The 20,894-nt window shown below is 64.5% G+C and carries 19 protein-coding genes; 15 read left to right on the top strand and 4 right to left on the bottom strand.

Annotated elements, in window-relative coordinates; genetic code table 11:
* Window positions 1–19 precede the first annotated feature (19 nt).
* The gene (locus HNP98_RS00945) at window positions 20–1,432 is read left to right on the top strand and encodes a RagB/SusD family nutrient uptake outer membrane protein (RefSeq protein ID WP_173808170.1); all 1,413 of its coding nucleotides are present in this window, start codon (window positions 20–22) and stop codon (window positions 1,430–1,432) included.
* Between the two features lie 83 nt (window positions 1,433–1,515).
* Here HNP98_RS00945 and HNP98_RS00940 read toward each other — a convergent pair whose 3' ends face one another.
* Window positions 1,516–2,646 (bottom strand): chorismate mutase, encoded by a 1,131-nt coding sequence (locus tag HNP98_RS00940; protein WP_173808169.1) that lies wholly within the window; start codon window positions 2,644–2,646, stop codon window positions 1,516–1,518.
* Between the two features lie 115 nt (window positions 2,647–2,761).
* On the opposite strand from HNP98_RS00940, the gene HNP98_RS00935 reads away from it, so the two are divergent.
* From HNP98_RS00935 to lysS, 6 genes are all read left to right on the top strand, one after another.
* Complete coding sequence (locus HNP98_RS00935) at window positions 2,762–3,961, top strand: proline dehydrogenase family protein (protein ID WP_173808168.1); 1,200 nt, start codon at window positions 2,762–2,764, stop codon at window positions 3,959–3,961.
* 206 nt (window positions 3,962–4,167) lie between these two features.
* Window positions 4,168–4,536 (top strand): hypothetical protein, encoded by a 369-nt coding sequence (locus HNP98_RS00930; protein ID WP_173808167.1) that lies wholly within the window; start codon window positions 4,168–4,170, stop codon window positions 4,534–4,536.
* Window positions 4,537–4,673: 137 nt separating this feature from the next.
* Window positions 4,674–5,378, top strand: coding sequence for a hypothetical protein (locus HNP98_RS00925; protein ID WP_317171008.1), 705 nt, complete (start codon window positions 4,674–4,676; stop codon window positions 5,376–5,378).
* A gap of 231 nt (window positions 5,379–5,609) precedes the next feature.
* Window positions 5,610–7,769, top strand: a complete 2,160-nt coding sequence (locus HNP98_RS00920; protein ID WP_173808166.1) for a carboxy terminal-processing peptidase — start codon at window positions 5,610–5,612, stop codon at window positions 7,767–7,769.
* A 232-nt stretch (window positions 7,770–8,001) separates the two neighbouring features.
* The gene (locus HNP98_RS00915; protein WP_173808165.1) at window positions 8,002–9,093 is read left to right on the top strand and encodes a hypothetical protein; all 1,092 of its coding nucleotides are present in this window, start codon (window positions 8,002–8,004) and stop codon (window positions 9,091–9,093) included.
* Window positions 9,094–9,321: 228 nt separating this feature from the next.
* Window positions 9,322–10,854: a lysine--tRNA ligase gene (gene lysS / locus HNP98_RS00910; protein WP_173808164.1), complete on the top strand. Its 1,533-nt coding sequence runs from the start codon at window positions 9,322–9,324 to the stop codon at window positions 10,852–10,854.
* 275 nt (window positions 10,855–11,129) lie between these two features.
* On the opposite strand, the gene HNP98_RS00905 is transcribed toward lysS, so the two are convergent.
* The gene (locus HNP98_RS00905) at window positions 11,130–11,405 is read right to left on the bottom strand and encodes a YtxH domain-containing protein (RefSeq protein ID WP_173808163.1); all 276 of its coding nucleotides are present in this window, start codon (window positions 11,403–11,405) and stop codon (window positions 11,130–11,132) included.
* A 78-nt stretch (window positions 11,406–11,483) separates the two neighbouring features.
* Entirely contained in the window at window positions 11,484–11,927 is a 444-nt protein-coding gene (locus HNP98_RS22290; protein ID WP_173808162.1) for a CsbD family protein, read from the bottom strand.
* A gap of 165 nt (window positions 11,928–12,092) precedes the next feature.
* Between HNP98_RS22290 and HNP98_RS00895 the strand changes: the two genes are divergently transcribed.
* From HNP98_RS00895 to HNP98_RS00880, 4 genes are all read left to right on the top strand, one after another.
* Complete coding sequence (locus HNP98_RS00895; RefSeq protein ID WP_173808161.1) at window positions 12,093–13,034, top strand: GNAT family N-acetyltransferase; 942 nt, start codon at window positions 12,093–12,095, stop codon at window positions 13,032–13,034.
* A 162-nt stretch (window positions 13,035–13,196) separates the two neighbouring features.
* Window positions 13,197–13,568 (top strand): cupin domain-containing protein, encoded by a 372-nt coding sequence (locus HNP98_RS00890; RefSeq protein WP_173808160.1) that lies wholly within the window; start codon window positions 13,197–13,199, stop codon window positions 13,566–13,568.
* Window positions 13,568–13,999, top strand: a complete 432-nt coding sequence (locus HNP98_RS00885; protein ID WP_173808159.1) for an ACT domain-containing protein — start codon at window positions 13,568–13,570, stop codon at window positions 13,997–13,999. The genes HNP98_RS00890 and HNP98_RS00885 overlap by 1 nt, the downstream gene beginning before the upstream one ends.
* Entirely contained in the window at window positions 13,996–15,309 is a 1,314-nt protein-coding gene (locus HNP98_RS00880) for a Xaa-Pro dipeptidase (RefSeq protein ID WP_173808158.1), read from the top strand. Before HNP98_RS00885 ends, HNP98_RS00880 begins: the two co-directional genes overlap by 4 nt.
* Window positions 15,310–15,320: 11 nt before the next feature.
* Here the strand turns inward: HNP98_RS00880 and HNP98_RS00875 are convergent, their stop codons facing one another.
* Entirely contained in the window at window positions 15,321–16,091 is a 771-nt protein-coding gene (locus HNP98_RS00875; RefSeq protein ID WP_173808157.1) for a DUF1223 domain-containing protein, read from the bottom strand.
* A 215-nt stretch (window positions 16,092–16,306) separates the two neighbouring features.
* On the opposite strand from HNP98_RS00875, the gene HNP98_RS00870 reads away from it, so the two are divergent.
* The 4 genes from HNP98_RS00870 (at window position 16,307) to HNP98_RS00855 (ending at window position 20,792) form a co-directional block, all read left to right on the top strand.
* A complete protein-coding gene (locus tag HNP98_RS00870) occupies window positions 16,307–17,029 on the top strand; it encodes a cytochrome b/b6 domain-containing protein (RefSeq protein ID WP_173808156.1) in 723 nt (240 codons plus the stop codon).
* Between the two features lie 12 nt (window positions 17,030–17,041).
* A complete protein-coding gene (locus HNP98_RS00865) occupies window positions 17,042–17,854 on the top strand; it encodes a molybdopterin-dependent oxidoreductase (RefSeq protein WP_173808155.1) in 813 nt (270 codons plus the stop codon).
* Between the two features lie 345 nt (window positions 17,855–18,199).
* A complete protein-coding gene (locus tag HNP98_RS00860) occupies window positions 18,200–19,060 on the top strand; it encodes a dienelactone hydrolase family protein (RefSeq protein ID WP_173808154.1) in 861 nt (286 codons plus the stop codon).
* Window positions 19,061–19,121: 61 nt separating this feature from the next.
* On the top strand, window positions 19,122–20,792 hold the full coding sequence (locus HNP98_RS00855) for a GH39 family glycosyl hydrolase (protein ID WP_173808153.1): 1,671 nt from the start codon (window positions 19,122–19,124) through the stop codon (window positions 20,790–20,792).
* Window positions 20,793–20,894 lie beyond the last annotated feature (102 nt).

Below are 20,894 nucleotides of genomic sequence, written 5' to 3'. Positions count from 1 at the left end.
CTTCTTTCGATACCGTCTTATGAAAGTTACTTTTAATAAAAAGCCGCGTGCTTTGGCTCTGGCCGGTGCTTTGGCCGTGCTGTTGGCCACCCCCGGGTGCAACCCCACGAACATTGACCCGGTAACCGACCCTAACAACCCCAGCCTGGAGAGCGTCACGACGAACGCTTCCTTGGCCCAAATCCGGGCCCTGGGCACCGGCGTAGAAGCATCGTTTCGCCTGGGTCATACCAACAACGCCGCTTACAATCAGCTAACCGGCACCTTCGGGCGCGAAATCATCATCCTGGCCAGCAACGAGCCGCGGTGGTACACCGAGATTCTAGGCACCAAAGGTGCCCTCGATAACAACGCCTTTTACTCGGTTGGCTCTTACAGCTCTTTTGCCCGGATAATTCGGGCTGCTAACGTGTTCCGGCAGTCGGCGCAGGCCACCACGGCCATCTCCACGGCTCAGGTACAAGGCATTCTGGGCTTCTCAGATACTTACGAAGCCCTGGGCAAGCTGCACTTGCTAAACTTAATGGGTGAAAACGGCATCCGCATCGACGTATCCGACTACTTGCACCCTGGCAAGCTCACGGCTGGCTCTGCCCCGGCGCTGGCCAATATTCGGCAGCTGCTTGACCAAGGAGCAACCGAGCTGGCCGCTGCCGGCACTGCCTTTGCCTTTCCGTTATCGTCCGGCTACGCCGGCTTCAACACACCCGCCACTTTTCTAAAAGTCAATCGGGCCCTGGCCGCCCGCGTGGCTTTGTACCAAGGCGACAATGCCGGGGCCCTCACGGCCATCACTGCTTCGTTCTACGACCAAGCCGGTTCGCTGACGCTTGGCCCAAAGCTGACGTTTAACCCCAGCATTGCCAACGACCAGGGCAATTTGTATTACCAGGTGCCGAACACCGGCCCTTCAACGCTGGTAACGGTGCCCGACAACTTCGTGAACGAAGCCGAAGCCGGCGACCTGCGCCTCAGTAAAGTATCGAAGCGGACGGGAGCCGGCGGGGGCGGCCCGCGCACGCTGGGCGGCATTACCGGCAATTACGAGCCGGCCGTGTACACGTCACAGACGGCTCCTCTGGGTATCATTCGCAATGAGGAGCTTATCCTCATCGCAGCCGAAGCCAAAGCGAAGACTGGTAACCTGACTGGTGCCGTTGCCGACATCAACGCCATTCGCACCCGCTCGGGTGGTTTGGCCGCATACAGCGGCACGGTGTCGCAAGATGCCCTGGTCAACGAAATTTTACGCCAGCGCCGTTATTCGCTCTTTTACGAAGGTCAATTCTGGGTTGACCTGCGTCGGTTGGGAAAGCTCAACCCCACCCCTGCGCCTAACATTACATTGGCTTATTCCACTGGCACGTTCAAGTTGTTCGACCGTATCGCCGTTCCATTCGCCGAAGTTGCTTGGGACCAAGCCAATCCGTAAGCGGTAGTTCGACGACAAATAAAAAGGGCTGCTCGCTGAGCAGCCCTTTTTATTTGTCGTCGAACTATGATAGCAACAGTGTCCTACAGTCCGGGCCCCAGCGTCATGCCCCCGCCAACCGCGCCCCCGTTCATCACCTCCGTCTGCTTGCGGATGCTTTCCAGGTGAATCAGCTTGTACAGCTCGCCCACGAAATCGTGGTTCACGTGCAGCGTTTCGGCCCAGGCTGAGCGGGTGGCGAAGATTTCCTTCCAGCGGTCGAACTGGAGGATTTTGACGTCGTTGGCTTTTTTGTACTCGGCCAGCTCTTCTACCAGGGCCATGCGGCGGGCCAGGGCCTCGATGATTTCGCGGTCGGCCACGTCCATTTTCTGGCGCAGCTCTTCGGCTTTGGCCTGGTAGTCCTCGTTGTCGGAGGAGCGGCGGCGGTACTTCAGCTCGCTGAAAATTTCGCCGAGCCGGGCGGGCGTCACCTGCTGCTCGGCGTCGCTCAGGGCGTGGTCGGGGTCGGGGTGGGTTTCGATGATGAGGCCGTCGTAGTCCAGGTCCAGGGCTTTCTGGGCGATGGGCAGCAGCAGGTCGCGCCGGCCGGCCATGTGGCTGGGGTCGCAGATGAGCGGGATGTGCGGGAAGCGCGTTTTCAGCTCGATGGCCAGCAGCCAGGTGGGCGGGTTGCGGTACTTGCTGGGCGCGAACGTGCTGAACCCCCGGTGGATGGCCGCCAGGTCGGTGATGCCCGCCCGCTCCAGGCGCTCCAGGGCCCCGGCCCACAGCGACACGTCGGGGTTCACGGGGTTTTTCACCATTACCGGCACGCCGGTACCGGCCAGCGCGTCGGCCAGCTCCTGCACCGCGAAGGGGTTCACGGTGGTGCGGGCCCCAATCCAGAGCACCTGGATGCCGTGGGCCAGGGCCTCCTCCACGTGGCGCGGGGTGGCCACCTCGATGGCTACGGGCAGGCCCGTTTCCTGGGTCACGCGCTGGAGCCAAGGCAGCGCGGCCGAGCCGGCTCCTTCGAACGAGCCCGGCCGGGTGCGCGGCTTCCACACCCCGGCCCGAAACAAGTCCACGTTGCCGAGCGCCTGCACGCCGCGGGCAGTGGCCAGGGTTTGCTCCTCGGTTTCCGCCGAGCAGGGCCCCGCGATGAGAATGGGGCGGCCTTTTCGGGCCAGTATGCGGGTAAAGTACGTAGCGGGGGCAGCGGCAATTTCCATAATTAACACAAAGATGCGGCGCTTGCCGCGAAACGTTCGGGGCCCCGGCTGCTGTTTAGCGGTTACCTTCGTACCCGGCCGGGTGCCCGTCGGTGCCGGCCCTAACGCATTCCCTATGCCCGCCCCCGCTCCTACCCTGGCCCCGCCCGTTTCGTTCGATAACACGCAGATTGCCTTCGCGGCCAAGTCGGACGCCCAGCTGCGCAAAACCTACGGCCTGTTCGCGGCCATGAACAACAACGGCCTCGTAAAAACCGGCAGCGGCCTGATGCAGGCCGCGCTGAAGTGGCGGTTGCCGGGCACCAAGTTCCTCGTCAAGCACTCCATTTTTGAGCAGTTTTGCGGCGGCGAAACCATTGCCGAGTGCCGCCCCGTGGTGGCGGCCCTGGGGCGCTACGGCATCGGCACCATCCTCGACTATTCGGTGGAGGGCGAGGGCAACGACGCCAGCTACGACCGTACCCGCGACGAGCTGCTGGCCACCATCGACGAGGCCCACCGCTCGACGCACATCCCCTTTTCGGTGTTCAAGGTAACGGGCGTGGCCAGCGCGGCCATCCTGGAAAAAATTCAGGCCGGGCAGGCCCTCAGCGCGGCCGAGCAAGCCGCCCACACCCGGGCCGTGGCCCGCGTGGAAGCCCTGTGCGCCCGGGCCCACCGGTACGGCATCCGCCTGTTCGTCGATGCCGAGGAAAGCTGGTTTCAGCACACCATCGACGCGTTGGCCGACGAGATGATGGCCAAGTACAACCGCGAACAAGCCATTGTCTGGAACACGTACCAGCTTTACCGGCACGACCGCCTGGAAGCCCTGCAAGCCGCCCGCGACGCGGCGGCCCGGGCAGGCTACTACGCGGGGGCCAAGCTGGTGCGCGGCGCGTACATGGAGAAAGAGGCCCGCGTGGCCCGGCAGCGCGGCTACCCCACGCCCATCAACCCGAGCAAGCAGGCCACCGACGACCTTTACGACGAAGCCCTGCGTTACTGTGTGCAGCACGTGAACCGCGTAAGCTTCTGCGCCGGCACCCACAACGAGGCCAGCTCGCTGCTGCTCACCCAGTTGATGCACGAGGCCGGCCTGGCCCCCGGCGATTCGCGCGTCTGGTTCGCGCAGCTCTACGGCATGAGCGACAACCTGAGCTACAACCTGGCCCACGCCGGCTACCACGTGGCCAAGTACCTGCCCTACGGCCCCGTGGAGGCGGTGATGCCCTACCTGCTGCGCCGCGCCAACGAAAATACGGCCATCGCGGGCCAAAGCAGCCGCGAATTCCTACTCGTGCAGCGCGAACTGCGCCGCCGCCGAGGCCGCTGACCCGGCCGGCCGGGCAGCTTGGCACTACAATTGCGTGTGAGTAAGAGCCGGTCGCGGCGGGAATCGTCCAGTCGCTCCGTTTCTGAACCGTGGTGCCACGCCCCGTTGGGGTTGGCACCACCCGGTTCGGATATTTTTTTAGGGCAGGCCGGTGCGCTGGCCCCCTCGGTTTTGCTATTTACAGGCTGCCCTCCTTTTTGTTTCCTATGACTGGTCGCATCCGCACCTACCTTATTCGCTACGCCCGCCGACAGACCGGCACCGTAAGTTACCTAACCCTGGTGCAAGAAGCCGAGTTGGGCCTTAACCTCGATATCTCGCACGAGAAATCGCGCCTAAACGAGATGCTGGCCGAAATTTCTACCACCGAGCACACCGACGGCCGCCCCCCGCTGAGCTGCTTGGTGAAAGTGCCGGGCTCTAAGGGCCAGGGCGATAATTTTTACAAGCTGTGCGAAAAGATGGGGATGGGCGAGTGGCGCAGCCTGAAACAGGACGAAGAGTTTTTGAAGAATCTGGTCCGCACATGCCGTGATTTTTGGCTTGATGAAGCTAACTTTCAGAAGTTTGCCTAGAGTTGAAGGGCTAGTTAATAGCAGCTGGGTATGAAGACGGTGTTGGCGACGCAACCCCCCGGGGGCGGGCCCGTTAGAAGCAGTGCCCCGGCTGGACCGGGAGTACTTGCTTTTTCATCTTCAATTCCCACGCTAACATGAACACTAACGATTCCAACAACCCGCAAAACTCGGGCACCGGCGCTGGCGCCAATTACGGTTCCGCTACCACCGGCACGGGCATGGGCAACAGCACTGGCCTCAGCAACGAGGGCACGAGCTACAACGCCGGCACCGGGGCTGACTACGGCACCGACCCTGCCGCGGGTACTACCGGCAACTACACCGAGGGCAGCTCCATGAGCGGCATGTTCCGTGACCGGGAAAGCGCGGAGAAGACGTACAACTCGCTGCACTCGCGCGGCTACGGCAAGGACGACGTGAACTTGCTAATGTCAGACGAAACCCGTAAGGCGCATTTTGGCGACGATACGGACAGCACCGAACTGGGCGACAAAGCCATGGAAGGTGCCGGCGTGGGTTCGGCCATCGGGGGCACGGCCGGGGCCATCATCGGCGCTATCGCGGCCATTGGCACGTCGGTGGCTCTGCCGGGCCTGGGCCTGATTATTGCTGGTCCGCTGGCCGCGGCGCTGGCCGGGGCTGGGGCCGGTGGTCTCACCGGCGGCTTAGTTGGGGCTTTGGTAGGTTCGGGCATTCCCGAAGCGCACGCTGCCGAATACGAGCAAGGCATCAACAACGGCGGCATTGTGATGGGCGTGAAGCCCCGCAACGCGGAGGATGCCAAATATTTCGAAGACGAGTTCCGCCGCAACAACGGCGACAAAATCTACCGCTATTAATCTAGTTTGTTAGCGAGTACGAAAAGTCCCTCCCAACCAGGAGGGACTTTTTTTGTTGCAACTTTCAACCGCAAAGGGCCAACTTTTCGTTAGTTATTCGCAGCCTTTTTTTGTGGAGGCCCACAAGGCACTTATTGGGCGGTTGGGTACGTTCCTGAGGCGAACGAACGGCCTCCGGGGCCCTGGCGATTTCGTGTATATTTGATTTTTTTATTGTTCTTCCCCCTGCTGATGTCATTCCTTCGCCTAAAAATTGGGCTTTACGCCTTTCTGGTAACGGCAGTGTTCGTGCTGGCTTCGTACCGGCTATTTCGCCGCAACTCGGCCGATGGCCCGTCCAAGGAACAAGTGCTGATTGGCACGATGGTGCAGGGCCTGAGCACGGCCCACTACCAGCCCGAAAAACTTGACGACGCGTTTTCCAAGCGCGTGTTCGATTTGTCGCTCAAGCGCGACGACTACCGCAAAACCTTTCTGCTGGCCAGCGACGTGGAAAACCTGCGCCGCTACCAGAACGACATCGACGACGAAGTTAAAAATGGCAAGCGCGATTTTTTTGACCTCAGCACCCAGCTAATGGCCCAGCGCGTGAAGGAGATGCAGGCTTTGTACCGCGAAATCCTGGCCAAGCCGTTCGACTTCACCACCCAGGAAACCTTCCAGACCGACCCCGAGAAGGCCAGCTTTCCCGCCGACAAAGCCACCCAGCGCGAGCTGTGGCGCAAGATGCTGAAGTACGAAACCTTGAGCCGGGTGTCGGAGATGATGGACGCCCAGGAAAAGGCTAAAACTGCAAAGCCCTCCGCTGCCACGGCGGCCCCCGCCGCGGCCAACGCCGCCGCGCCCACGGCCCCCGAGCCCGTGCGCACCCCCGCCCAGATAGAAGCTGAAGCCCGCAAACGGGTCCTGAAGTTCTACGACGACCAGTTCGCGGACCTTTCCGACGTGGACGCCAACGAGCGGCTGGCCAACTACGCCAACGTCATCGCCAACACCTACGACCCCCACACCGACTACTTTGCCCCCAAGGCCAAGGACGATTTCGACTACCAGCTCACCGGCCGCTTCGAAGGCATTGGGGCCCAGTTGCGCGAAAAAGACGGCCTGATTTACATCGAGGACATCCTCCCCGGCTCGGCCTCGGCCCGGCAGGGCGAGCTGAAGAAGGGCGACGCCATCTTACGCGTGGCCCAAGGCGCGGCCGAGCCGGTAAGCATCGAAGGCTGGCGCATCACCAAAGCTGTGACGCTGATTAAGGGTAAAAAGGGCTCGGAAGTGCGCCTAACGGTGCGCAAGCCCGACGGTGCCACCAAAGTCGTGTCCATCATCCGCGACTTGGTGGTGAATGACGAGACCTACGCGCGCTCGGCGGCCATTACCGACAAAAACCAGAAAATTGGCTACTTGCAGCTGTCCACTTTCTACGCCGACTTCAACAACGACGGCGGCCGCAGCTCGGCTGAGGACGTGAAGAAGGAGTTAGCCAAGATGAACCAGGAAGGCGTGAAGGGCGTGATTATGGACCTGCGCTACAACGGCGGCGGCTCGCTGAACGACGCCGTGGACATGGCCGGCCTGTTCATCGACAGTGGCCCCGTGGTGCAGGTGCGCGACGGCCGCGGCCGCACCCAGGTGCTTGAGGACAAGGACCCGCGCGTGCAGTACAGCGGCCCGCTCGTGATTTTGGTGAACAAGTACAGCGCCTCGGCCTCGGAGATTTTGGCGGCGGCCATGCAGGACTACAAGCGGGCCGTCATCGTGGGCTCGACCACCTATGGCAAGGGCACGGTGCAGCGCATCGTGGACCTCGACGAGAGCCTGCCCAACGAGCTGAACAGCCTCAAGCCCTTCGGCTCGCTGAAGTTTACCACGTCGAAGTTTTACCGCGTGAACGGGGGCTCGACCCAGTTCAAGGGCGTGGTGCCGGACGTGGTGCTGCCCGACATGTACTCGTACTTGGAAGAGGGCGAAAAAGGCTCGGACTACCCGCTGAAGTGGGACGAGATTGCGCCGGCCCGCTTCCGCGCTTGGAACACGCCCCCCGCCTACGACAAGCTGCGGGCCGAAAGCAAAGCCCGCGTGGCCACCAACCAGAGCTTCAACATCATGAACGAGGTCACGCAGATGTCGTTGGCCCGTAAAAAAGAGTCGGTCGAATCGCTGAACTTGGCGACGTACCGCACCAAGCAGCGTCAGAGCCGGATTGAAGCCGACAAATACGAGGCGGCCCAAAAAGCCACCACGGCGCTGGCCTTCTCGCCCCTGAGCGCCGATGTGCAGGCCGCCAGCGGTGACTCCGTGAAAGTGAACCGCGGCCAGCGCTTCACCAAAAACATCAAGAAGGACATCACCATTGGGGAAGCCGTTTCCATCATCGAAAACCAGCTGTAAAGCTGCCCCTCGCTTGCAGTTGCGGAAGCCCCCGGCCATCGGCCGGGGGCTTTTTTGCGGCTCAAAAGCAGCTACTACGGCAGTTAGTAAATCGGCTGCTAAAAAAATATTTTATGGCTAGAAATTACAAAAGCATAAGTTATTGATTATCAGAGTAATTTTAGCAAATATATTCGGACAATATTTTTAGTAAACAGGCAACTAATTTACCGGCGCTGCATGTTTACCTAGCATGACGACGACGCACGAAGAAACCCGCATCATTCCGCTCATTCCCCAGGCCAGCCCGGGGGCCCCCGAGCCGCAGCAACAGGTAGCCGACGAGGCCTGGCGCAAGTCCATTCCGGCGCAGGTTTTTCTGAACTACTTTTTTGCCATCAACTACCACATCCAGGAAAGCGACGACGCGCTGGGCGGCCTGGCCAACCTGCCGTTTTTCCGCAACCACGCCGCCGAGCTGGGCGAGGCCGACGTAACGGCCCTCACCAAGCTGCTGCACACGTGCTGGAGCACCGAGTACGCGCTGCGGGCCACGGCCGAGCTGGGCGACGACAATTTCCTGCGCAACGCCCTGCACTGGACATTTCCGCAGGCCTACTACGCCATCCTTTCGGGCTTGCAGGCCTTTTTGTACACCACCGGCGTGCGCAGCAACAACGGCCAGCTCATCCGCCGCGAGGTGGGGCGGCTGGTGGTGAAGAACGCCTACCCGCGCCCGGTGTCGTTTTACGCCGCCGGGGCCTACGGCGACTTCAGCATCCACCGTTTGCCGCTGGCCGGCTACAAGGCCGGGCTGCACATCGCCAGCAAGGCCATCGACGCCCAGGCCCAGGTGGGCCAGTTCCTGCGCACCACCCGCAAAATGAAGGCCCAGTGGACCCGCGCCCAGGTGCAGGCCAACCCCAACACGGCCATCCGCAGCCAGAAGACCGGCCGGCCGCTGGACAAGTGGACCGCCGCGCACTGGCAGCAGATTACCTGGCGGCTGGGCTACACCACGATTTTCGACTTGCTGGGCCGCCTGCGCATCTCGCAAAGCAGCCGCGAAATTGAGCGCTACGTGGAGGCCGACATCGACTTCAAGCTCTTTCACGCCTCGCTGCTCAACATCGTGAGCTACCTCAACGGTGTGCACGAAACCTACGTGGCCAAGGCCCTGGGCCTGGAGCGCTACCGCCGGCTGGTGGCCGAGCTGCCCGCCCATCTGCAGGCCGGCTTTGTGCAGGACCGCCTGCGCACCCGCGTCGAGCCGGTGCTGGCCCCCACCCCGCCCACGGTGCCGGCCGTGGCCGTGGAGGCCCCCCACTACCGTATGGCGGCCTAAGGCCGCGCATACTGCCAACTTTCGGCATAGAAAGCCGCCCCGGTTTCGGGGCGGCTTTTTTCGTGGGTTACTTTTGTGCACCGCATCGCCGAACCAGCCGCCAATTTTGCGCTGGCGTTGTTCTCAATACTCCCGGCGGCGTTGGGCGCGGCACGGCTCAATGGCGGGCCCGCTGCACCATTCGCTGTACACAGAATCCGTTTAATTCGCTCTTAACCCGATACATCCGTGCTTCACCCCCTTACCGACCAAGAACAACAGCGCCGCCACAAGCTCGAAGAGCTGGAAAAGCTGGGCGTGGAGGCGTACCCTTCGGCGCTGTTCGACGTGACGTTTTACGCCAAGGAAATCCTCGACAACTACCACCCCGAACTGAATAATTTCCAGGAAGTGAGCTTGGCCGGGCGGCTGATGTCGTCGCGCGTGATGGGCAAGGCCTCGTTCGCGGAGCTGATGGACACCTCGGGCCGGATCCAGCTCTACGTCAACCGCGACGAAATTTGTCCCGGCGAGGACAAGACGCTGTACAACAGCGTATTTAAGAAGCTGCTCGATTTGGGCGACTTCATCGGCGTGAAGGGCCACGTGTTTGTGACGCAGGTGGGCGAAACGTCCATCCACGTGACGGAACTGAAGCTGCTGGCCAAGGCCCTGCGCCCGCTGCCCGTAGTGAAGGAGAAAGTGGACGAGGCCACCGGCGAAAAAACCACCTACGACGCCTTCACCGACCCCGAGCAGCGCTACCGCCAGCGCTACGTGGACCTGGCGGTGAACCCGCAGGTGCGCGATACGTTCATCAAGCGGACGCAGCTGGTGCAATCCATGCGCAACTTCTTGAACGACAAGGGCTACCTGGAGGTGGAAACGCCGATTTTGCAGCCGCTGTACGGCGGGGCGGCGGCGCGGCCCTTCAAAACGCACCACAACACGCTGGACATGACGCTGTACCTGCGCATTGCCAACGAGCTGTACCTCAAACGCCTGATTGTGGGCGGGTTCGACGGCGTGTACGAGTTCAGCAAGGACTTCCGCAACGAGGGCATGTCGCGCTTCCACAACCCCGAGTTCACCCAGATGGAGCTGTACGTGGCCTACAAAGACTACCACTGGATGATGGACCTGGTGGAGGAAATGGTGGAGCGCGTGGCGATGGCGCTGCACGGCCACACCGAAATCCGGGTGGGCGAGCACGTCATCAACTTCCAGCGGCCCTGGCAGCGCCTGACGATGTTCGAGGCCATCGAGAAGTACACGGGCAAGGCCATCGGTGAAATGGACGAAGCGGCCCTGCGCGACACGGCCCACGAGCTGCACGTGAAGCTGGACCCCAGCATGGGCAAGTCCAAAATCATCGACGAGATTTTCGGCGAGTTCGTGGAGCCCAAGCTCATCCAGCCCACGTTCATCACCGACTACCCCGTGGAAATGTCGCCGCTGGCCAAAAAGCACCGCGACCGCCCGGGCCTGGTGGAGCGCTTCGAGGCCATTTGCAACGGCAAGGAAATCTGCAATGCCTTCTCGGAGCTGAACGACCCCATCGACCAGCGCAAGCGCTTCGAAGAGCAGCTGGAGCTGGGCAAGCGCGGCGACGTGGAGGCCATGGTGCTGGACGAGGATTTCCTGCGGGCCCTGGAGTACGGCATGCCGCCCACCGCCGGCCTGGGCATCGGCATCGACCGCCTGAGCATGATCATGACCAACTCCAACTCCATCCAGGACGTGCTGTTCTTCCCCCAGATGAAGCCGGAAAAGCTGGACTAACGCTGCCATTAATGCATAAAGAAGGCCCGCACGACGAATCGTGCGGGCCTTTTTACGTCAGCTTAATTAGTAGGGCGGCTTCGCTATGGGAAGTTTGCGATGGGCACGTCTAATTTTACTACTGAAGTGTTTAACCAATTCCAATAGAAGCTCTTACGACCGGCAATTTTACGAATAGCACGGGCAGCCTTCGTTCAAGGCTGATGGGTTGGTTTTTACGCGGGTTTGGCCAAAGAGAAATTATTCTGCTACCGGCAGTTGCTTACCGAAGCGGGCTAATCGAGGGCCCCGGCGGCTTCGGCGCTCATGGCGTGCAGCAGCGCATCGGCGGCGGCTTGGTCGTCGGCGTGGGGGGTGGGCGCGGCGGCGAGGGGTTGGCCCAGGGCCTGTCGGGCGCGTTTCTTCAGGTCGTCGGCCAGTTTGGTGGCGGTAACGCGGAGTTGGGCACGGGCGTCGTCGCCGGTTTCGGGGGCCAGCAGCAAGCCGGCCACGATGCCGGCCGTGGCTCCGGCCAACAGCGAAAAAATTACTTTGCCTGGGTCGTCTTTCATGGGGCGAGAAGGAAATGGTTTAACCAAAAAAGCCCCGCGCCAAGCGGCACAGGGCTTTTTGTCTGGAATTGCGGGCAACTACGCCTTCAAATCGTTCAGCATTTTGGTGATTTCGGCTTTGCCTTTGCCAAGCTTGTCCTGCAGCTTGCCCACCAACTCGTCGCCTTTGCCTTCGGCGAAGGTCAGGTCCTCGTCGGTGAGTTGGGCGTACTGCTGCTTCAGCTGGCCTTTCAGATCGTCCCACTTGCCTTGCAGCTTGAGGGTAGCACCAGGGCCCGTCAGGCCCATTTCTTCGAGCTTGCCGGAATATTCTTTGAATTTAGCTTCGAGGTCGGTGCCAATTTTCGTGGCTTGCTCGCCCAGCTGGCCGCTGTACTTGTTGGCAGCACCTTTCCAGTTTTCAAGGGTGGCCGAACCCTTGTCGGGGGCCAGCAGCATACCGGCAATGATGCCAGCGCCGGCACCGGCGAGAACAGCGAGGAGAATTTTACCGCCGTTGTTGTCTTCTTCTTGATACGACATGGGGAGAGGGGGAAAGTAGTGAAAGAATCGGGGGACGCCGCGGGCCACCGGCCGCGGCAGAGCAACTTGCTGCCTAATACGACGGCGCGCGGCGAGGGTTGAGGCCCAGGGCAAATTTTACGGCCCGGGGCCCGGCGGCGCGTATTTTCGCCGCCTGCCCCGCCTATGCCCGCCCCCGCCGATTACCGCGCCTTTTGCCGCACCGCGCCCGACGTGCCGGTGTTTGCCCAGCCCTGGTACCTCGACGCCTGCGCCGCGGGCGGCGGCTGGAGCGCCGTGCTGGCCCGCGAAAACGGCCGCGTGGTGGGGGCCCTGCCCTACTTTCACAAGCGCCGGGGGCCGTTTCGCTACGGGGCCATGCCGCCCTTTGTGAAGTGGCTGGGGCCGTACGTGCTGCCCGAGCTGCGCGGCGACCCGGCCCGCGAGCCGGCGGCGGTGGCCGCGCTGCTGGCCCAGCTGCCGCCGCTGGCCGCCTTCAAGCAAAGCTGCTACCCAACGCTTACCCACTGGCAGCCGTTTCAGGACCAAGGCTTCCACCGGGCGGCCCGCCACACGTACCGCCTACCCCAGCTGGCCGACCTAGCGGGGGTGGAGGCCGGGCTGAGCAAAGGCATCCGGCGCGACATTCGGCTGGCCCGGCAACGGGTGCGCGTGGTGCACGACCTGCCGCTGGCCACGTTCTGGGCCGTGAACCGGCTGAGCTTCGAGCGCCAGGGCGTGGCCGTGCCGTATTCGGAGGCGCAGTTCCGCCGGCTCGACGCCGCGCTGGTGGCGCAAGGGGCCCGGCAGCTGTTTTTTGCCGTCGATGCCCAGGACCGGGTGCATTCGGTGGCTTACCTGATTTGGGACGCCACCACGGCCTACTACCACCTGGCCGGCGACGACCCCGCCCTGCGGGCCAGCGGCGCGGGCATGCTGCTGGCCTGGGAGACCATCCGCTACGCCAGCGAGGTGCTGGGGCTGGGCTGCTTCGACTTCGAGGGCAGCATGCTGCCGGGCGTGGAGCGGGTGCGGCAGCGGTTCGGGGCCGTGCAAACGCCCTATTTCTTCGTGTGGAAATATGAGTCGCGCCTGTTCGAGTGGCTGGAAAGACTGTGGAAACGTTGATTTTTTAAAATGTGGGAGTTGTGAAAATATTCTAAAACCTAATTGACCGTCACGCTGAACGATTTCATTTCCGGATTCTTTCGCATCTCCATATTTGCCACATTCCCACGTTTCCCCGCATTTTCCTCGCTTTTCCCCGCATCTTCACATTTAAAAAAAATCATGCCTGAAAAACGCTACGTTCTCAACCCCGCGCCGTTTGTGGTGCCCACCACCGACGGCAAGCTCATCGAGGAGCACGTGGGGCAAGCCAGCACCGGCACGGGCGGCTACAGCCTGGCCCACATGGTGGCCCCGCCCCACTGGAGCGAGCCCCACCAGACGCCCACCTTCGACGAAATCACCATCGTGGTGCGCGGCCGCAAGCGCTTCGAAATCGACGGCGACACGGTAGAATTGCACGCCGGGCAGGCCCTGCTGATAAAGGGCGGGGCCCGGGTGCGCTACGCCAACCCGTTTGACGAGGAGTGCGAGTACTGGTCGGTGTGCGTGCCGGCGTTCAGCCCGGCCACTGCGCACCGGGAGGCGGACTGATGCCGGCCGCCGCGGGCGAAACCGACCTGGCGCACCTGCTGGCCGCGCTGCAACCGGTGCGGCAGCCGGGCGAATACGTGTTTTGCCCGGTGGGGCCGGCGCAGTCCGTGCCGCCGGCGGCCCTGGGCGCGTTCCGGGAGCCAGAGGGCCTCACCCTGATTCTGCCCCGCGCCGCCGCCGACGCCCAGGGGCTGCCCTACGCCTACGTGGCCGCCTGGCTGCGCCTGACGGTGCACTCGTCGCTGGCGGCGGTGGGGCTCACGGCGGCCGTAGCGGCGGCCCTGGCCCAGGAAAATATCAGCTGCAACGTAGTGGCCGCCTACTACCACGACCATTTATTTGTGGCCCAGGCCGACGCCGAACGGGCCCTGGGGGCCCTGCGGGCACTATCGGCCCGGGCCCGGGCTTCACTTTCCCCTTCCAATCCATGAAAAAACTTTTCCTCGCGCTCGGCCTGGCGGCCTCCCTGGCGGCTTCGGCCCAAGCCCAAGCCCCGGCATCGGTCCCCGCACCCGCCGTCACGGCCATTCGGGCCGGGCGGCTGGTGGACGTGGTGGGCGGGCGGGTGCTCACCAACCAAGTCATCCTCATCAGCGGCGATAAAATAATGGCCGTGGGGCCCAACCTGGCCATTCCGGTCGGGGCGGAGGTCGTCGACTTGAGCGGCTCCACGGTGCTGCCGGGGCTGCTGGACTGCCACACCCACCTCAGCAGCGAGCCGGGCGACAACTACTACGACGACCTGTTTCGGAAGTCGCCGATTGACCGGGCCGTGGTGGCCCACGTGTACGCCGAGCGCACCTTGATGGCGGGCTTCACGATGGTGCGCGACGTGGGCGGCACCAGCCTGATCGACGTGAGCCTGCGCAACGCCATCAACGCCGGCACCATCGCCGGGCCCCGGATGCTGGTGTCGACCTTCGCCCTGAGCCCCACCGGCGGCCACGGCGACGAAACCACCGGCTACGCCCCGGGCCTGACCTTCGGCGAAAACCCCGACTTCACGGGCATCGCCGACGGGCCCGAGGAAATCCGCAAGCGGGTGCGCACCAACGTGAAGTTCGGGGCCGACTGGATCAAGGTGCTGGCCACGGCCGGCGTGCTCTCGGAGGAAGGCAGCGCGGGCGCGGCCCTGTACTCGCTCGAAGAGCTGAAGGCCGCCGTGGACGAGGCCCGCCGCTGGGGCAAGCAGGTGGCGGCCCACGCCCACGGGGCCGAGGGCATCAAGCTGGCCGTGCGGGCCGGCGTGGCCAGCATCGAGCACGGCTCGCTGCTCGACGACGAAGGCATCGCGCTGATGAAGAAAAACGGCACCTGGCTGGTGGCCGACATTTACGACGACGACTACATCCTGAGCGAGTACGCCAAAAAGGGCTTCCCCGCGAAAATGATTGAGAAGGAGCGCAGCCTGGGCCAGCTCCAGCGCGAAAACTTCCGGAAAGCCGTGCGGGCCGGCGTGAAAATCGCCTACGGCACCGACGCCGCCGTGTACCCGCACGGCGACAACGCCCGGCAGTTTTACTACATGGTGAAGTTCGGCCTCACGCCCATGCAGGCCATCCAGTCGGCCACCATCCGGGCGGCCGAGCTGCTGCAATGGCAGGACCGCACCGGCTCGCTCACGGCCGGCAAGCTGGCCGACATCGTGGCCGTGCCCGACGACCCCATCGCCGACGTGAAGGCCCTGGAAAAGGTGCAGTTCGTGATGAAGGAAGGGCGGATTTACCGCAACGAGCGGTAGGCGCCTGCGCTTTAATTAACCGCCCCCAGCGGCAGGCTGGCCGCGCCCACGATGTGGCGCGAGGCCGCGTCCTGCACCAGCACCACGGCCCGCAGGTGGGCGGGCTGCCACTCGGGCCGCAGGGCCAGCGGGGCGCTGAAGGTGCCGCTGCCGCGCACCGTGCCCAGGGGGCGCAGCTCGCGCACCACGGCGGCGTGGCGCAGCAGCTGGCCCGCGTTTTCGCCCCGGCCCACCTGGGTCGAGAGGCCGGTTTCGGTGAGGGCCAGCAGCACGGTGGCGGCGGCGGTGCCGGCGGGCAGGCCGGCCACCTGCACGCTCAGGGCCCCGGCGGCCCGGGCCAGCTGCACGGTGGCCCGGGGGGCCCGGGCGGCCTTGGCGATGGCGGCGGCCAGCGCGGCGTGGTCGCTGCCCACAAACTCGTACTGGCCGTTCACCACGGCCTGGGGCGTGTACGAGCCGGTGCCGAAGCCGGCCGCGTAGGCCCGCTGGCGGTCGGTGAACTGGGCCGACGAGAACGGGTCTTTCCAGCCCAGGCGGTTCCAGTAATCGACGTGCTGGCCCAGGGCGATGACCTCGGCCCCGGGCACCAACTGGGCGCTTTCCAACTCGCGCAGGGCCGCGTCGGCGGCCGGGCAGCTCGAGCAGCCCTCAGAGGTGAACAGCTCGACCACCACCGGCACCGGGCCGGCGGCGGGCCGGGCAGCCAACGGGGCCGGGCGAAGCGCGGAAAAAGCACTGGCCGCCACCAACACGGGCAGGCCCACCAACACGAAACGTTTCATAACGACCGGAATTTAATTTAAGGAGGTACAAAGGGGTTTTGGGAGAACAGACGCGCCCCGGCGCGGGGCCTTACAACGGCCCGGGCAAATAAATTATTCCGCCGGCTGTAAGGCGGGCCCCGGGGCCGCGTCTGGCGGAGTGCCGCCCCGGTCGGAGTGCAGCGGCTCCAGTATCTTTCCCGTGCCATCTTTCCCCTTAGCCTGCCGCCCTGCCCATGAAACGCCTCGTTGAAAAGCACCCGCTGGCCATCCGCTGGTTTCATTGGCTGAATTTCCCCATCCTCTCGCTCATGATTTGGAGCGGGATGCTCATTTACTGGGCCAACGACGTGTACCGCGTCGGCTGGGGCAAAACCACGCTGTTCAAGTTCTTCCCCGAGTCGGTGTATAAAACGTTGGGCTGGTCGCAGAAGCTGGCCCAGGGCATGAACTGGCACTTCGCCCTGATGTGGCTGTTCGTCGTCAACGGCCTGCTGTACGTGGGCTACACGCTGGTTTCGGGCGAGTGGCGGCACCTGCTGCCCGACCGCAACTCCTTCCGGGAAGCCCTTTTGGTGACGCTCCACGACCTGGGCCTGCGCAAGGGCGAGCCGCCGGTGGTGAAGTACAACGGAGCCCAGAAAATTGCCTACACCGCCGTGGTGCTCATGGGCGCGGGCTCCCTCTTTACGGGGCTGGCCATCTACAAGCCGGTGCAGTTTGCCTGGCTCACGGGCCTGCTCGGCGGCTACGAGTGGGCCCGGGCCGAGCATTTCACCCTCACCGTGGGCTACGTACTGTTTTTTCTGGTCCACATTGCCCAGGTGGTGCGGGCCGGCTGGAACAACTTCCGCTCGATGGTGGCCGGCTTCCAGATTGTGGACGCGCAGCACCCGGCGGCCGGCGAGCCGGTCCCGGCGGCCCCGGCCCGGCCTTTCACCCCCACCCTGCCCGCTTAGCCCGTTTCAGTGATGGACAACACGACCGATTACTCCGCCCCGCCCCTGCCCACCTCGCCCGCGGGCGAATCCGAGGCCGCCGTGGCGCAGCGGGCGGCCAGCCGTTCGCGCCGGGCCTTCATTGTGGGGGGCCTGGCGGCGCTGGCCGGCGTGGGCGGCTGGCGCTGGCTGCTCACCCGGCCCGCCGACGAGGGCACGCCGTGGCCCTTCCGCCGGGTGCTGGACGCCAACGGCCGCCTCTCGCAGGCCTACTTCCGCGAAACCCGGCTGGCGCCCACGTTTCCTAAGTCGATGGCCACCACCCGCCAGAACGGCAACATCGGGCTAGCGGAATCCTTCGTAACCGCCGACTGGCGCCTGCGGGTGCAGGCCTACGCCCCGGCCGGGGCCCCGGCCCGCGTGCAGGAATTCACCCTGGCCGACATCAAAGCCCTGCCGCGCGTAGACATGACCACGGAGCTCAAGTGCATCGAGGGTTGGAGCATCAAGGTGAACTGGGTGGGGGCCCGGTTCTCCGATTTCCTCGAAAAATACCCCCTGGCCACCGCCAATGGCCGCGAGGCCCGCTACGTCAGCCTCGTCACGCCCGACGAGAAATACTACGTGGGCCTGGACTTGTCCAACGCCGTGCACCCCCAAACGCTGCTCTGCTACGAGATGAACGGCCAGCCCCTGGACGGCCCCCACGGGGCCCCGCTGCGGCTGGTCACGCCGCTCAAGTACGGCATCAAGCACCTCAAGCGCATCGGCACCATCGCCTTCGTGGACAAGCGCCCGGCCGACTACTGGGCCGAGCAGGGCTATGATTGGGACTCCGGCCACTGAGGCGGCTGTTCGTAGCTTCTGCCACCGAGCCCCGGCGGGGCGGCCCTGGCGAGTGGACCACTCCACCGGGGCCGGGCCGTTTCGCTGGGGCTGCCATCCGTTCAACGGCGTAGGAAGCGGATTTTGATTTTAACTGGTGGCACGAGCAGCGCGGCTGGCAGGCAAATAGCCACAGCTTCATCGCTGCTACGGATGCGGAAGAGCACGATTGCGAGCGTTGAGTGGCGTGAGAACGGGTTATGGCGGGGCGGCCGGTTTGCCGGGCGCAGCGGGCCGGCAGCTGTTTTCAAAGCTGCTCCTGCCGTAATTGCCGCTCGCTTTCACCCTCTTACCCACCCGCCCCGCATGGACCAGCGCATCATCAACCTGTTCGACGAGTACACCCACGCCCCGCTCACGCGCAAGGACTTTCTGGACCGGCTGACGAAGCTGGCCGGCGGCACGGCCCTGGCCCTGGCGGCGCTGGCGGTGCTGGAGCCCGGCTACGCCCGGGCCGCTACCGTGAGCACCTCGGCCGACGACCTGCTGACCGAAACCGTGACCTGGCCCGGCGGCGACGGGGCCCCCGTGAAAGGGTACCTGGCCCACCCCAAGGGCAAGAAAAAGCGCGGGGCCGTGGTCGTCATCCACGAAAACCGGGGCCTCACGCCCCACATCCAGGACGTGACGCGCCGCGTGGCCCAGGCCGGCTACCTGGCCCTGGGCGTGGACGCCCTCTCGCCCCTCGGCGGCACGCCCGCCGACGAGGACAAGGGCCGCGAGCTGATTGGCCAGCTCGACCCCGCCAAGAACCTGGCCAACTACCTGGCCGCCCTCGCCTACCTGCGCGCCCGGCCCGAGAGCAACGGCCGCACCGGCTGCGTGGGCTTCTGCTGGGGCGGCGGCCTGAGCAACCAGCTGGCGGTGCACGACCCCAAGCTGGACGCCGCCGTGGCCTACTACGGCCAGCAGCCCAAGGCCGAGGACGTGCCGCAAATAAAAGCTGCCGTGATGCTGCACTACGCCGGGCTCGACGAGCGCATCGACGCCGGCATCCCGGCCTACGAAACGGCCCTGAAAGCGGCCGGCACCAAGTACGAGCTGTTCGTGTACCCCAACGTGAACCACGCCTTCAACAACGACACCTCCCCCGCCCGCTACAACGCCGAAGCCGCCAAGCTGGCCTGGGAGCGCACGCTGCGGCTGTTCAAAGAGAAGCTGAGCTAGGGGCATGTCCGGGACGATTCTTGCGTGGCGCTCCGTTCGCCAGCGGTGGCTATTCGGTGGTATGCTGGCCCTATTCGCCGGTCCAACGGCCCGGGCCCAAACGCTGCCCGCGCCCGTGGCCATTACGGCCGATTTTGGCCAGCCCCGGGGGGCCATGCAGCCGCTGTGGGCCTACTTCGGCTACGACGAGCCGAACTACACCTACATGAAGGACGGCCAGAAGCTGCTCTCGGAAATTGCTGCTTTGAGCCCGGGGCCCGTGTACGTGCGGGCCCACAATATGCTGACCACCGGCGACGGCACGGCGGCCCTGAAATGGGGCTCGACCAACGCCTACACCGAGGACGCGCAGGGCCGGCCGGTGTACGACTGGACCATCACCGACCGGATTTTCGACACCTACCGGGCCCGGGGCATGAAGCCCATCGCCGAAATCGGGTTCATGCCCGAGGCGCTGTCCACGCACCCGGTGCCCTACCGCCACCACTGGGCCCCGGGCCAGCCCTACGAATCCATCTACACCGGCTGGGCCTACCCGCCGAAGGACTACGCCAAGTGGGGCGAGCTGGTGTACCAGTGGGTGGCGCACTGCGTGGCCCGCTACGGCGCGGCGGAGGTGCAAACCTGGCGCTGGGAAATCTGGAACGAGCCCAACATCGGCTACTGGAAAGGCACGCCCGACGAGTTCAACCAGCTCTACGACTACACCGAGGCGGCCGTGCACCGCGCCCTGCCCGCCGCCGTGCTCGGGGGCCCCGAAACCACCGGCCCCCGCTGGGACCAGGCCGCCGACTACCTGCGCGGCTTCCTCGCGCACTGCGTGAGCGGCCGGAACTACGTGAGCGGCACCACCGGCACCCGCCTGGATTTCATCAGTTTCCACGCCAAGGGCAGCCCCAAGCTGGTGGACGGCCACGTGCGCATGAACATGGGCGTACAATTTCAGGACATCACCGAGGGCTTCAAAATCGTCAATTCCTTCCCCACGCTGCGGCAGCTGCCCGTTATTCTGGGCGAAAACGACCCCGAGGGCTGCGCCGCCTGCGGCGTGCAAACCAACCCCGAAAACGCCTACCGCAACGGCAGCATCTTCGCCAGCTACACGGCCGCCGCCTACGCCCGCCTCTACGAGCTGGCCGACCAGTACCACGTAAATCTGGCCGGGGCCGTGAGCTGGGCCTTCGAGTTCGAAGACCAGCCCTGGTTTGCCGGCTTCCGCGACCTGGCCACCAACGGCGTGGACAAGCCCGTGCTGAACGTGTTTCGGATGCTGGGCCAGATGGGCGGCCAGCGCGTGGCCGTGACGAACCCCACGGCCCTGTCCCTAACCGACATCCGCGACCACGACGCCCAAACCCAGCGGCCCGACGTCGGGGCCCTGGCCACCCTGGCCGCCGATGGCCACTCGGCCGCCGTGCTCGTCTGGCACTACCACAACGACGTGCTGCCCGCCCCCGCCGCCGCCGTGGAGCTGACGCTGCAAGGCCTGCCCGCGCAACGGGCCCTGGTGCAGCACTACCGCGTGGACGAAACGCACAGCAACGCCTACACGCTGTGGCAGCAGCAGGGCTCGCCCCAAACCGTGACGGGCCCCCAGCGGGCCGCGCTGGAGCAGGCCGGGCAGCTGGCCCTGCTCGCGCCGCCCGCCCGCGTCAGCACCAAAGGCGGGCGCACGGTGCTGCGCTTCGCGCTGCCCCGCCAGGGCGTTTCGCTGCTGCGCTTGAGCTGGTGAGGCTGGGGGGACTCAACAAAAAGCGCGGCCCCTTGGCAGGGGCCGCGCTTTTTGTTTTGCAGCTTTCGGGGTGGTATGTGTATCGTTTTAGGGTACGCCTCA

Origin of the sequence: Hymenobacter caeli (assembly GCF_013294115.1) — a bacterium.
In the GTDB taxonomy this organism is placed as follows: domain Bacteria; phylum Bacteroidota; class Bacteroidia; order Cytophagales; family Hymenobacteraceae; genus Hymenobacter; species Hymenobacter caeli.
This window is presented reverse-complemented; position numbering and strand designations above follow the sequence as displayed.